The organism is Sphingomonas sanguinis (assembly GCF_001476905.1).
GTDB lineage: Bacteria > Pseudomonadota > Alphaproteobacteria > Sphingomonadales > Sphingomonadaceae > Sphingomonas > Sphingomonas sanguinis_B.
On sequence record NZ_LDTE01000004.1, the window covers coordinates 1 to 13,882 of the forward strand.

At 71.5% G+C, this 13,882-nt stretch carries 10 protein-coding genes and 1 pseudogene; 7 read left to right on the forward strand and 4 right to left on the reverse strand.

Annotated features, from left to right (window positions below):
• The 7 genes and pseudogenes from SB4_RS19880 to pelF form a co-directional block, all read left to right on the forward strand.
• A pseudogene (locus SB4_RS19880) lies at positions 1-197 on the forward strand (exopolysaccharide Pel transporter PelG); the annotation flags it as partial.
• Between the two features lie 8 nt (positions 198-205).
• Positions 206-1,078: a glycoside hydrolase family 191 protein gene (locus tag SB4_RS01290; RefSeq protein WP_241488440.1), complete on the forward strand. Its 873-nt coding sequence runs from the start codon at positions 206-208 to the stop codon at positions 1,076-1,078.
• Positions 1,075-2,793, forward strand: coding sequence for a hypothetical protein (locus tag SB4_RS01295; protein WP_058751087.1), 1,719 nt, complete (start codon positions 1,075-1,077; stop codon positions 2,791-2,793). Before SB4_RS01290 ends, SB4_RS01295 begins: the two co-directional genes overlap by 4 nt.
• Entirely contained in the window at positions 2,790-4,274 is a 1,485-nt protein-coding gene (locus SB4_RS01300) for a hypothetical protein (protein WP_058751088.1), read from the forward strand. Before SB4_RS01295 ends, SB4_RS01300 begins: the two co-directional genes overlap by 4 nt.
• Entirely contained in the window at positions 4,271-5,290 is a 1,020-nt protein-coding gene (locus tag SB4_RS01305; protein ID WP_153006007.1) for a hypothetical protein, read from the forward strand. The genes SB4_RS01300 and SB4_RS01305 overlap by 4 nt, the downstream gene beginning before the upstream one ends.
• A complete protein-coding gene (locus SB4_RS01310; RefSeq protein WP_058751090.1) occupies positions 5,287-6,141 on the forward strand; it encodes a hypothetical protein in 855 nt (284 codons plus the stop codon). The genes SB4_RS01305 and SB4_RS01310 overlap by 4 nt, the downstream gene beginning before the upstream one ends.
• Complete coding sequence (gene pelF / locus SB4_RS01315) at positions 6,138-7,640, forward strand: GT4 family glycosyltransferase PelF (RefSeq protein WP_058751102.1); 1,503 nt, start codon at positions 6,138-6,140, stop codon at positions 7,638-7,640. Before SB4_RS01310 ends, pelF begins: the two co-directional genes overlap by 4 nt.
• A gap of 98 nt (positions 7,641-7,738) precedes the next feature.
• Here pelF and SB4_RS01320 read toward each other — a convergent pair whose 3' ends face one another.
• The 4 genes from SB4_RS01320 to SB4_RS01335 form a co-directional block, all read right to left on the reverse strand.
• Positions 7,739-9,325 (reverse strand): TolC family outer membrane protein, encoded by a 1,587-nt coding sequence (locus tag SB4_RS01320; protein ID WP_082669883.1) that lies wholly within the window; start codon positions 9,323-9,325, stop codon positions 7,739-7,741.
• The gene (locus tag SB4_RS01325; protein WP_058751092.1) at positions 9,315-10,652 is read right to left on the reverse strand and encodes an HlyD family type I secretion periplasmic adaptor subunit; all 1,338 of its coding nucleotides are present in this window, start codon (positions 10,650-10,652) and stop codon (positions 9,315-9,317) included. Before SB4_RS01325 ends, SB4_RS01320 begins: the two co-directional genes overlap by 11 nt.
• Entirely contained in the window at positions 10,649-12,418 is a 1,770-nt protein-coding gene (locus SB4_RS01330; RefSeq protein WP_082669884.1) for a type I secretion system permease/ATPase, read from the reverse strand. Before SB4_RS01330 ends, SB4_RS01325 begins: the two co-directional genes overlap by 4 nt.
• 92 nt (positions 12,419-12,510) lie before the next feature.
• On the reverse strand, positions 12,511-13,725 hold the full coding sequence (locus SB4_RS01335) for a histidine-type phosphatase (protein WP_058751094.1): 1,215 nt from the start codon (positions 13,723-13,725) through the stop codon (positions 12,511-12,513).
• Positions 13,726-13,882: the final 157 nt, after the last annotated feature.

Sequence of the window (13,882 nt, forward strand, 5' to 3'; positions counted from 1 at the left end):
CGCTGGCGAGCGCGCTGGCGGTGTGGCTGCAATGGGATGCGGGATCGGCGGCCTTCGGCTGGGGCTATATGGCGGGCGCGGTGGTCGGGGCCTCGGTCGGGCTGGCACTGGTCGCGGATGCCACGATTCGGCTGGTCTATCTGCTGTTCGTCGGTAACAACCCCGCCGTCGTCGGGCGCGAGGGGCGTTGGGCGTGATACCGGGCATGACCGACATGATGATGGGACGCCGCGCGATGCTGGGGATGGGCATGGGCGCCCTGGGATTGGCGGCGGTGGCGCGGCAGGGGCGGGGTGACGGGACGGCCGCATGGCGCTGGGGCGTCGACTACGGGGCGTCGACCGATCCCGAACTCGCGCGTCGTTTCGACCTGCTGGTGCTGGAGCCGCATCACGCGCGACCCATCGCGCCGCTGCGAGGCGAGGGCAGCACGCTGCTCGGCTATGTCAGCCTGGGCGAGGTGGAAAAGGGGCGGCCCTATTTCGCCGCGCTCGATCGGGCGGGGGCCCTGCGCGCGCCCAATCCTGACTGGCCCGATGCGCGCCATGTCGACCTTCGCCACCCCGAATGGCGGCGCACCCTGGTCGACATCGCCGTGCCCGCCATCCTGGCCAAGGGCTATGACGGAATCTTCATGGATACGCTCGATAACGCCGAGGCGATGGAGAGACAGAATCCGATCGAAAACAAGGGCATGGTGGCGGCGGGCGCGGCGCTGGTGGCCGCCCTGCGCGCGCGATTCCCGGGCATCCGCCTGATGCTCAACCGGGGTTATGCCGCCTTGCCCGACTCGGCGGTGCATCTGGATTATCTGCTCGGCGAATCCATGGCCTCGCGCTGGAGCTTCGCGCAGAAGCGCTATGAGATGCTGTCCGACAGCGACTGGCAATGGCAGGCCGAGCGGTTGCGTGCCGCCAAGGCCCGCAATCCGCGCCTGATCCTGACCACGCTCGACTACTGGGACCCGGCGGACGAGCGGACGGTGGCGTCACTTTATGCGCGCGAGCGGGCGGCGGGGTTCCGGCCCTATGTCGCGACGCTGGCGCTCGATCATCTGATCGCGGAGCCGTCGGGATGATGCGGCGCGCCAACCAGCGCTGGATGGCGATCGCATTGCCCGTCGGAGCGGGGAGTGCGATCCTGGCGCTCGGCCTGTTCCTGATGCCCAGCGCACGCGAGGTCGAGCAGGCCGAGCGCCGCGCCGCGCCGCCCGCCGCGCCGGTCGCGGAGACACCCGATCCGATTCCCGTCGCCACGCCTGCGCCCGTGCCGTCGCACCCCGATCTCGCGTCGGCGCTGAAGACCGGGAATGCGGCGACGCTGGCCGCGCTGACCGCGACGCTGATCGAACAGCAGGTGCCGGTCTCCACAGCACAGGTCGCCTATGACCTGGTCGCGAACGGCCGCCCGGCGGTGGCGCTCGCCTATCTGGCCGAGCGGCCCGATGGTGCCGCGCCCGCCCATTGGCCATTGCGGGTCGAGACGTTGCGCAAGCTGGGGCGCACGGGCGAGGCCGAAAAACTGCTGGCCCAGGCCGCTCGCCAACCGTCGGGCGTCGCGCCGCCCGCGCTGATCGCGGCGGGCTATGCGTTGGATCGCCCCGATCTGATCATCACCGCCACCGCTTCCGGCGCGATCCCGCCGCCCGATGCCCGGCTGGCGCATGATCTGGCGCAGCGGGCGGAGGCCAAGGGCCATCTCGACTGGATCGCCGCGCTGGAGCGGACCAGGGCGGCCGATTGGCGAACGGGCGATCCCTGGCTGGCGCTGCGGGTGGCGCTCCGCCTGGGCGACCGGGCGGCGGCGGAGTGGGCGATCGCGGCGCTTCCGGCAGGCGAGCGTGAGGCGGCACAGGCCGACCTGCTGGCGCGGACCGGTGATCGGGCGGGTCAGCGGCAACAGATTCTGACGCAGGCGACCCGACCGGGCGCACCGCTGCCGGAACTGGCCGAACGGTTACTGGTGCTGGGCGCGCGGGATGATGCCATCGCGCTCCTGCGCCGTGCCGCGAGCGGCCAGCCGGTCGGCACGCCCGCTGCTCAGCGGCTTCTCTATTTGATGGGCCCGCGCCCGGCGGAGCAGGACCGCGCATGGCTTCGCGCCCAGGCGCTGTCGGGGGCCGCCGCCGAACAATCACGCTGGCTGGCGGCCTATGCCGAGCGGGAGGCACCCGCGACCGCGTTGTCCGTGATCGAGCGTCATCCGTTGGCAGCGCGCACCGATATCGCGCTGCTCCGTCTGCAACTGGCGCAGGCGGCGGGGGACCGGGCGGCGGCGCGGCGGGCCGTGGCGGTGCTGCTCGACGGACGGCCGCTGGAGCAGGGCGTGTTGCGGCGGGTAAGTGCGCTTGCCGACGGGATCGAGCCGCATCAGGCGCATCTGCTGGCCGAGCGGCGGATCGCGGGCGGCGTGGCGGGGCCGCGCGACCGACTCGACTTAGCTTGGGCAGCATGGAATGCCGGGGATGCGGCGCGGACCCGCGACCAGCTGCGCGAGTATCTGGCCGAGACGCCCAACGATGCCAGCGCCCTGCGCCTGATGGCGGATGCGCAAGCCAGGCTGGGCGGTGCGGCGGCGGCGCGGCCCTGGCTGGAGCGGGCGCTGGCGCAGACCCCCGGTGGCCGGACGCGGGCCGAACTGCTCGACCGGCTGGGGCGACGGGCCGAGGCGCTGGCGCTGGTCGAGCGCCTTCGTCGCGAGGCACCGCGCGACACCGAACTGGCGGCGCTGCAGGCGCGGATGCTGATCGCGGCGGGCCAGCCTGGCCGCGCCCGCGCGGTGCTGACGCCATGATCGCCAGCGATACGCCCCTGACCGCCGGAGCGGGTGCGCCGCAGCTGGTGGTGCCCGAGGCGATCTTCGCCGATCACCGGATCGTCGCGGATGGCGAGCCGCGCCTGGTCTGGCCACGCGGCGCGGTGCTGACGCTTGAGCGGGGCGAGGGCGAGGTGATCGTCCGGTCCGACCAGCCGCCCTCGGCGGACGCGATTGCCATGTTCCAGGAGCGCGCGGGCGAGGCGGTCGGCGATCTCCGCTGGAACGATGTCAGCCTGGTGCTGCGCCCTGCCAGCGGGTGGAGCATGGACGCCCGGCTGGTCGGCCCGATGCTGATCGTCGCCTTCCAGCGCATGGCGCGCAACGAGACGCCCGGCGGTCCAGACACCGGGGCCAGCGAACTCGCTCATGCGGTGATCGAGGCGGATTTGGCCGCCGGATATCCGGGACGGGGTCGCCGCGAGGCGCAGGCGCTGCTGGCGCGCGATCCGGGCGATCGTCGCGCGGCGCGGCTGCTCGCCGATGCGAGGGTGCTGGACAATGACATCGCCGGGGCGGGCCGCGACTATCGCGCACAGGGCGCGACCGACCGTGCGGCGCAGCGGGTGATGGCAGCGGCGGGCGGCACCGCCAGCGCCGGGCTGGTCGCGCGCGAAGGCGGCGATCTGGCGCAGCTGGAGGCGAGTGTCCGCGCGGATGTGCCCGTCGCCGCGAGAATCGGTGTCGGCGCGGGCCTGCGGCATCTGGAGAGCCGGGTGGATACGACCGCCGGACGGCGTGAGGCGAGGGCGAATGTCGTCGATGCCGCGTTGGCCGTGGCGCTCAGCGACGCGGTGCGGTTGCAGCTGCTGGCCTCGGCCGCGCTGGACGACGGCGTGACGGGGGGCGGCGCGCGGATCACCTATGGCCCGGCCGAGGCGCAGTTGCGCGTGACGCTGACCCGCCACATGCCCGATTATGTCACGCCCGCGCAGGTATTGGCGGGCGGCTATCTGTCGCGCGCGGCGATCGGCGGCGTCTATCGGCTGGGTTCGGGGCTGGTCGCGCAAGGCGATGTCGGGGTCAATCGCTATGGCCTGGCGGACCGGCGCGGGACCAGCGACACGGTGACGCTGGCGGGCGGGATCGATTACCTGATCCGTCGCCGCTATCCGCTGCTCGGGCTCAGCTACCGGGTCGAGGCGGAATATGTTCAGAATAGCACGCTCGACGCAGCGGGCACGCCGCTCATCCCCCTTGCCGACCGGGAGAATCACACTGTCCAGGCGATGCTGGGTGAAGCGCTGGGTGAGGTGCAGGTCACCGGGCTGGCGGGGTGGACGGTCGACCGGTTCGGGGGCGACGGCCCCAATGCCAGTCTGGGGCTGGCCGCGCCCATTGGCTTGGTGTGGCGCGTCGAGGCGTCGGGCGGCCTGACCTCGGTCAGCCGTCCGGGTTTTTCGGGCCAGCAACTGTTCGGCCGCGCGGTGCTGACACGCAGCCTGGGGGCGCCGCGATGACCGGCGAGGACGTGTGCCCCGAAGTCGCCGCGCGCCGCCGGAGCCTGCGGCGCGGGCTGCGCATCCTGATCGAGATCGCGGTCGGTTTCACCCTGCTCGCGGCGATCGACCAGCGGTTGACCGGTGGCTCCGGTTTCGCTGGTGTGCGGCCCAGCCCCTATTGGGTGCCGGTGCTCGTGATGGCGCTGGTCTATGGCACCGGGCCGGGCGTCGTGGCGGCGGCGGTCGCCTCGGTCCTGTGGCTGGTCGCGGCGCATGGCGACGGGACCGAACGGGATTATCTGGACACCTTGCTCCACCTATCGCTGCCGCCGTTGCTCTGGGGTGTCGCGGCGGTGGCGATCGGCGAGGTCACGCTGCTGCGCAAACGCCGTCTGGCCAAGGCCGAGCGTCGCGCGACCCAGGCGACTCGCGACATCGCCAGGCTGGCCGAGGCGCATGACCGGCTGACCCGTACCAATCAGAGCCTGCAACGCCGGGTCGCGGGCGATCCGCGCACCACGGGCCATGTCGTGGCGACGGCGACTCGGCTGGCCGCGAGCGACCCCGCCGCCCGCCGTGCCGCCATGGCCGAGCTGATCGCGTTGGCGGCGGGCACCGACGACTTCACCTGCTATCGCCTGACGTCCGATGGCGCGGAAAGCTGGTTGCGGGGGCCGGGGGTGCCGGGGACCAGCCTGGGGCGGCCCGAGCGCTTGCCGTCGGCGATGGTCCATCCGCTGCTGGCCGATCCCCGCATCCGCCACGTCGCGCGGCGGGCGGACCGCGAATGGCTGGGCGGGCTGGGCGTCGCGGCGGTGCCGCTGGCCGATCCGGGCGGCGCGGTCGGTGGCCTGTTGCTGTTCCACACCCTGCCGATCGAGGCGTTCAACGCGCATCGCCTGGCCGAGTGGACCGAGATCGCCGGATGGCTGGGCCCCATGCTGGTCGCGCCGGGGCAGGGTACGCTTCACGCGATCCGGGCGGCGGGCCGTTCAGGGCTGCCCACCGGCAAGCCGACCGGGCGGGTTGCGTGACGCCGCGTTACCGCGCGCTCGCCATATTGGACCTGGCCTGGATCGCGCTGGCGATGACGGCCGGGCTGGGGGTGACGGTCGCGCTGCTGGGTCATGCCCTGTGGGTGGGGATCGGCTATGCGCTCTGGCTGCGGTCCGATCTGCGCGGGGGTTTCATGGCGGCGGTGCTGGGGCTTGCCGGGCCCGCCGGGTTGATCGTCGGCGCAGGGCTGGGCGGATTGGCGGATCGGTGGGGCGTCCGGCGAACGCTGGACACGCCGCCCGAGCCGCTGCTCTCCGCGCGGTCCGTTCGGCGACAGGGCGCGGCGCTGGCCATGGCGCGCCTGCTCGACGGGCGGGTCCATTACCCCGCGCCCGAGGGGCTCGATTCGCTGGTCGCGATCCTGCGCCACGGCCCGGTCGCCGCGCGTCGCCGTGCGCTGGAGACGGTGGTGCGCGCCTTCGAGCCTGGCCTGTCGCCGCTGGTCGCGCAGATGCTCGACGATCCCGACCAGACCATCCGCGCGCTCGCCGCCGCCGCCGCCGCGCGGATTGGCCAGAATCTGACCGAGCAGCGGGCCGCGCTGGAGGCACGGATAGCTGCGGGGGACAGGTGCGCGGTCGAGACGCTGGCGCGGTTGCTCGCCGAGCATGGTCGCGCCAACCGGCTGCTGTCCGACAGCCAGCGGCAGAATCTGCGTGACGAGGCCGCAACGCTGCTGAAGGCGGGTGGGCTGGCCGAGGAGTCGAACCGGCTGGCGGTCGAGGCGGCGTGGGCGGCGCGCGACTATGCGACGATCGATCGGCTGTACGCGGCGGCGGATAGCGACGACGACATGGCCCCCTGGTGGCGGGCCGAGGCGGCACGATGAGCGAGGAGGCGGATGTCTGCCTGATCGTCGAGGGTGCCTATCCCTATGTCGTCGGTGGCGTCTCCGGCTGGTTGCAGGACCTGATCACCAGCCTGCCCGAGATTCGCTTCGCCATCGTCGCGATCAAGCCGGGGCCTGCCGCCATGCCCTTCCGCATGGCCCCGCCGCCCAATGTGGTGGGCATCACCGAGATCGGCCTGGCCCCCGCCGCCGAAGCGCCGCACCGGCTGGCGTCCAAGGTCGCGACGCGGATCGCCGATGCGCTGATGGTCTTCGTCGCGACCGGGCGGCCCGACGCGATCACCACCCTGCTGGAGCTGTTCGCCGGGCTGCATCCCATGCCCGCGCCGGGCGACATATTGGCGCATCCGGCGATGTTCCAGCGGTTGCAGCGGCATTACCGCGCCATCCTGCCGCGCGCGTCCTTCCACCATTATTTCTGGGCGATGCGCACGCTGCTGGGCGGGTTGCTGGCGGTGCTGACCGCGCCGCTGCCCAGGGCGCGGGTGTATCACACCATCTCGACCGGCTTTGCGGGACTGCTGGCGGCGCGCGCGGCGCATCAGACGGGGCGGCCCGCCTTCATCACCGAACATGGCATCTATCTGCTCGAGCGGCAGATCGAGGTGATGATGGCCGAGTGGATCGGCGACCAGATCGATACCGGCCTGCAGATGGAGCGCAGCGTGCGCGACCTGCGTGACCTGTGGGTGCGCGCTTTCACCAGCTATGCCGAGGCGTGTTACGACGCCTGCGATCCCATCGTCGCGCTCTATGGCGAGAATAACGCGGTGCAGCGCCGGCTGGGCGCGGCGGCGGCGCGGGTGCGGGTGATCCCCAACGGCATCGATGTCGGCCGCTTCGCCCACCTGCCCGATGCGCGCGACCCTGTGCGGCCCGTCGTCGCGCTGCTTGGCCGGGTGGTGCCGATCAAGGACGTGAAGACCTATATCCGCGCCGCCGCCATCGTTCACGCCGCCCGGCCCGACATCCGCTTCGTCGTGCTGGGGCCGGAGGATGAGGACCCCGAATATGCCGCCGAATGCGCCGCGCTGGTCGTCGAACTGGGGCTGGGCGGAGCGCTGTCGTTCGAGGGGCGGGTGCGGATTGAGGACTGGATGAACCGCATCGACCTGCTGGTGCTGACCAGCCTGTCCGAGGCGCAACCGCTCGTCATCCTGGAGGGCGGCGCGTGCGGCATTCCCGTCGTCGCGCCGGATGTCGGCAGTTGCCGCGAGATGATCGAGGGACGGGGCGGCGCGGACCAGGGCCATGGCGGCATCGTGACTCCACTGGTCAACCCGGCGGCGACGGCGGCGGCGATCCTGCGCATCATGGACGACCCCGCCCTGCGCCGCGACATGGGCGATACGATGCGCGAACGGGTGAAGCGCGATTACGACCATCCGACGATCATCGGTGCGTACCGCGCGCTGTATGGGGAATTGGCCAAAGCACCTTCCTCCCCTTGCAGGGGAGGTGGCAGGCCGCAGGCCTGACGGAGGGGTGTCCCGGCCGGTCGGGATGCCCTTTCAGACGGTGACACCCCTCCACCACCCTTCGGGTGGTCCCCCTCCCCTTGCAGGGGAGGAAAGTTTTACCGTCCCCCCGTCACCACCGCATCGCTCAACTCCGCGAAGGACGGCGCGGGCAGGGCGGGGATTGGCGCGACCGGCAGGCCGGTGCCCAGCTTGCCGTCGATCGCGGGTCCGGTCGCGGCACGCAGCTCGGGGGCGTTGGCGATGCTGAGCACGGGGGCGGGCCTGGCAAGCGCGCTCGGCCGCGAGGCGCGGTCGATCGGGGCGAGCAGCGGATCGAACGGACCGAAAACCTGCGCCTTGACCGAGCGGATATTGGCCGAGGGGTCGTACACCGGCACCCCCGCCTCGATCACGCCCGCCTGCAACCGGCCCAGCGTCGCCAGCAGCCGGGCCTGTGCGACATAGCCGGAATAGCGTGCATTGGTCGCGACGATCTGCGCGTTGAGCAACCTCTGTTCGGAGTCCAGCACTTCGAAATTTGACCGGAAGCCTTCCTGGAAGCCGCGCCGCACACCGGTCAGCGCGGCTTCGGCGGCTTCGGTCGCCAGCTGGCCCGAGCGTTGCTGTTCGGTCGCGGCGACCGCCCGGTTCCAGCTTTCTTGGACATTGGCGAGGGCTTCGCGCCGTGTCCCCTCCGCCTCGAACCCCAGTTGCTGGCGCTCGGCGACGGCGGCACGGATGCGCGAGCCGATCAGGCCCCCGGCGAGCAGCGGCATGGTGATGCTGACCCCGCCGCTTGCCTGCCCGCCCATGTCGCGCAGCTGATAGGAATAGGGGCTGGTATAGCCATAGCCGCCGGTCAGCGCGACGATCGGCGCGCGCTCGGCGCGCTGCGCGGCGATCCGGGCGTCGCCGGCGCGGGCGGCCATGATCGCCTGCCAGATGGCGGGGCTTTCCTTTTCGGCAATCTGGAAGGCGGCGTCGATCGAGCCGGGAATGCCAGGCAGGCGCGGCGGTGGCGCAAGACGGCCGGGATTGCGCCCGACCAGCGCGGCGAAGCGCGCGCGGCTGCTCTGCAAATTGGCCTCGGCCTGCGCCAGCTGCGCGGCGATCAATTCGCGTTGCGCGCGCGCCTGGGCGATGTCGGTGCGCGTCAGGTCGCCGCCGCGTTCGCGCGCCACCGCCTGGTCGACCTGTCGCCCATAGCTGTCGAGCGAGCGGGTCTGGATCGCGACCAGTGCCTGGTCGCGCAGCACCGACGCAAAGGCGTCGACGACGCTAAGCAGGACGCTGTTTTCCGTCTCGCGCAGCCGCTCGCGTCCCGCCAGCACGGTCGCCTCGGCCGCCGACACCTGCGCGGCGGTGCGCCCGCCATTGAGCAGGATCTGCGAGGCGGAGATGGTCGCGCCCATGGTTCGCGCGCGCACCGTGCCGAACTGGTCGAGCAGGTTGCGCTGGTCCTGCTGGCGATATTGGGCATTGAGGTTGATGCCGACGGTCAGGCGATAGGGACTGCCCGCCTGGATGATCTGTTCGTCGAACACGCGCAGCTGGGCACGCCCCGCCTCCAGCGTCGGGTTGGAGCGATAGGCGTCGGCGATCGCCCGGTCGAGCGTGTCGGGATCGTACAGCTCCTGCGCCTGCACCGGCGCGGCGACCAGCACGGCAAGCGGCAGGGCGAGGAGCAAGTGCTTAGCGTTCATGGAAGGACCGCGAAAAGGCTTCGGTCAGCGGGTCGAGCAGATATTGCAGGGCGGTACGACGGCGCAGCGGCACCATCACCGCGACCGGCACGCCCGCACGAATGCCGGTATCGCCGCCGCGCACCGCCGCGATCCGGGCGATCTGGTCGTGCGGCACCGCGATCTCGGCGCTGAAATAGCTGCGGCCCGAGGCTTCGTCGCGCAGGCTGTCGGCGGAGATGGAATGGACCGTCCCGGTCAGGATCGGCAGGCCCCGGTCGTGCAGCGACAGGAACTTCACCTCGGCGGGCCGCCCCGCGACCACCCCGTCGATATCGCCCGGCGCGAAATTGGCGCGTACGATCAGCGGCGCGGCATCGGGAACGATGTCGAGGATGGGCTGCCCCGCCTGGATGACGCCGCCGACGGTGAAGACGCGCAGGCCGACCACCGTCCCGGAGACCGGCGCGCGGATTTCGGTGCGTGCCAGCTGTTCGCGCGCGGCGGCCCATTTGGGCTGCATCTCGTTCAGCTGGAACTGGGTGTCGCGTAAGGACGCGGCGGCTTCCTCGATCTGGCGGCGGCGGGTCTGCACCCGCTGCGCGCTCGTCTGGCCGATCTGTTCGCGCGCGGCGGCCGAGCGCGAGCTGTAATCGGCATCGGCCCCTTCGAGCTGCTGGATCGAGCGTTCGATCGCGCGCACCGTGTTGCGCGAGACATAGCCTTCGTCGGCGAGCTTCTTCGTACTTTCCAGCTGCTGCGCCAGGCTGGCGCGCTGGCGGGCACTGGCCTGGGCCTGGGCGTTGAAGCCCGAGGTCTGACGCGCGACCTCGGCGGCCTGTTGGCGCAAGACCTGGTCGCTGGCGGCGAGCGAGGCACCCCGGCTGCGCAGCTGCGCCAGTTGCAGGCTTTGCGCACGGGCGATCAGGCGGCGGTCGTCGCCGGTCGCAGTGGCGAATTCGGCGGGCCAGACGATGGCGCGGCCCGCCACTTCCGCCTCCAGCCGGGCGCGCTGGGCGAGCAGGTCGATGACGCTGGCGGCGAGCGCGCGTTCGCTGGCGGCGACCTCGGCCCCCTCCAGCCGGAACAGCACCTGTCCCGCCGTCACATGGTCGCCATCGCGCACTGCCATCGCCTTGACGATGCCGCCGTCGCGGTGCTGGACGGTGCGGCGATTGCCCGAGACGGTGACCTGTCCCTCGCCCGATGCCGCCGCGTCCAGTCGTGCGAAGGCGGCCCAGCCCAGCCCGACCACGAAGAACAGGATCGCGACCAGTGCGCCGACCCGGATCGCGGTGCCCGGCGAATCGTCGAGGCGCAGCCGTTCGGCGAGTTGGGCGCGGCTCATCGCGTCGCTCCGGCGTTGACGAAACCATCGTCGGGGCGGGCGGGGGCCTGCGGCCGGATGACCTTGGCGCGCTCGTCGAACAGCTGGACGCGGCCTTCGCGCAGCAGCAGCACCTTGTCGACGATCTGGAGCAGGCCGGTGCGATGGGTCGAGACGATCACCGTCGCCCGGCGCTCGCGCAAGGCCAGGATGGTGCGCGACAACCGCGCCTCGCCCTCGCTGTCGAGATGGGCATTGGGTTCGTCGAGAAACAACAGGGTCGGCCGCCCGAACAGCGCGCGGGCCAGCGCCACCGCTTGGCCCTGACCGGCCGAAAGTCCGGCCTCGCCGCGTTCGAGCAGCGTGCCATACCCCTGGGACAGGCCCAGGATGACCTCATGCGCGCCCGCCTCCTGCGCGGCGGCGACGACCTCGGCGTCCAGCGCTTCGCTTTCGCCGTCGATCACGCCCCGGAAGCGCGCGATATTGGTGTGGACGGTGGCGGGGAACAGTGTCGGCGCCTGCGGCATGAAGCCGAGATGGCGGCCCAGCTGCTCGCGATTCCAGTCGGACAGCGATGCGCCGTCGATGCGCACCTCGCCCGCATCGGGGGCCTGCGCCCCCGCCAGCACGCGCAGCAGCGTCGACTTGCCCGCGCCGCTGGGCCCGACCAGCGCGACGACCTCGCCCGGATTCACGGTAAAGCTGATGTCCGACAGGATCGGCCGGTCGCTGCCCGGCGCCATGACATCCAGACCCCGGACCTCGATCCGCCCGACGGGGGCAGGTAAAGTGGTGGCGGTGCGGTCGGGGGCGGGGCGGCGGCAAAACGCATCGAGCGAACGCCACGCGCCCCAGGCGGCGGTCAGCGGCTTCATCGCGCCCAGAATCTGTTCGACTGGCTGGAGCGCACGGCCGAGCAGCAGTGAGGCGGCGAAGATCGCGCCGCCCGAAATCTCCTGGCGCACCGCCAGCCATGCGCCCAAGGCCAGCGCCAGCGATTGCAGCAATTGGCGCAGGAACTTGGTGACCGCCAAAAACTGCCCCGACGTCCCCGACAGCGACGCCTGCCGCCGTGCCAGATCGGCGCGCTCCAGCAGATGGCGGGTGACCAGCGCGTCGCGCATCCCCAGCGCCTGCGCCACGTCGGAGGCCAGGATCGAGGCGTCCTGCTCGCGCTGGGCCAGCGTCTGGCGGGCGCGGATGACGCCGACGCTGGGTTCGGTCACGCGTTCGCTGGCGATGGCGATCCCGCCCAGCAGCAGCGCGCTGACCAGCGTCAGGACGCCGATCCACGGATGGAGGAGAAAGGCGATCAGGATGTAGATCGGGGCCCAGGGCGCATCGAACAGCGCGATCACGGGCGCGCCGGTCAGGGTCGAGCGAACGGTATCGAAATCGCGCATCGCCTGTGCGCGCTCGACCGGCGTGCCGCTGGGCGAACCCAGGATGCGCAGCAGGATGGCGGGGGCCAGCCGCCGCTCCAGTCGGATGCTCGCACGCAGCAGCAGCCGCATCCGCACCGCGTCGAGGATCGCATAGACGCCCAGCGCCACGACCAGGATCAGGGTCAGCAGCAGCAGCGTCGGCACGCCGCGCGTCGGCACCACCCGGTCATAGACCTGGAGCATGAAGATCGACGGCGCGAGGTTCAGGACGTTGATCAGCCCCGAGAACATCGCCGCCGCGACCAGATGCGGGCGACATCCGCGCACGACCGCGATCAGGCCGGTGCCGGACGATCCGGCTATCGGGCCGGGAGTCGGGGCTGGTCCAGAGGACGACATGCCATTCGCTTTACGCGAAAAAGAGTAAGCGAAGCGTTCACATCGGGGTGGCACGTCGGGGAGCGCTTACACCCTCCCCGTACCGCAGGAGATCAGTTCGCCAGCGGGGCCAGCTTCTGCCCGAACAGCGTGACGAACCGATCGAGCGGACAGGGCGCATCGGCCGGGCAGCCGGGCACCCGGACCGGCGTCACCGTCACGGCGGCGGCGTGCGCGCGGATCTGGTCGGGCGACTGGGTGCGGTAGGTCACGGTGACGAAGGCCTTGCCTGCCGCATCGTGCCAGCGGTTGATCAGCACCGCTCCGCCCGGTGCGGCATCGTTGGTGGCATAGCCCGGCGCGACCAGGTCGAAGCCGAGCAGCGCGGCCAGCGCGGTGACATTGGTGTCGTGCCCGACCAGCATGTCGACCTTCGCCCCGTCCTTCGCGGTCAGCGCATCGATCATGTGCCGCCCGAACGCCGCCGACTGGTGCGCGGCCATATAGGGGGAGCGCGAATAGACGTCGAACAGCGCGGCGTGCAGCTTGCCCAACTGCGCCAGCACCCGGCCATCGACGGCCGCGCCGCCGACCGAGGGGGGCAACCCCTCGGCATATTGCAGCAACAACACCTGTGCGGTGCCCGAGGCGGTGCGGATCGGGCCGGTCAGGTCGATGCCATGCCCATCGGCCGATGCGGTCAGGCGGGCGGCCCGGCCCGGATCGCAGCCTTGGCGGTCGCCGCAGCCCAGCACCGTGTCGAGCAGCTGCAAGCCATCCCGGTGCCGCGCGACCAGCGCGTCCATGCCGCCGGTGAAGCGGTTGATGTCCGCCACCGCCGCGTCTGCGTCGAATGTCGTGGCGCGGGCGCGCAACGGCTCAAACAGGGCGTCGACCTTCCCGATCGGATTGTGTTCGACCGCGAGCGCGCAATCCGGGGCGATGGCCTTGGCATAGGCCGCGCCGCTCGCGATCGTGCGCGACGAGCTGTTGGTACGGATGCGGATGGCGGGGCAGCCGGTCGCGGGCAGCAGTCCCTGCGCCACCCAGGCGGCGCGGTCGGCGCGGGCTTCGGCGGCCAGCGCCTGCGCGCCATGGGGCGTCAGCTCGCTTTCCGGCGTCGTCCAGTGCGGCCAGGGACGAGCGGTCCGGGTGCCGTCCGGCACTTCGCCATCCAGCGGTGCGCGGACGCCGTGACGCATCAGGATCACGACGCGGTCCAGCGTCAGATCGGCCGGACGCGCCGCCGCTGCCATGTCGGGGACAGCCACGCCGCCTAGGAGAATCAAGGCCAGCGCGGCGCGGATGTTGGAGGAGATGATGGTCATCGGGCAACTTTGGAGCGTTTTCGGGTCATTGCTGTGACATTCGCCGGACAATGGCGCGCGCCCATTCGCGGGCTTGGCAGAATTTTTCAAAGTCATCAAAATTCGGTCAATAAGTCATCGGACTGTCACAGGCTGCCCCTAGCGGAGCCGTCGAAGG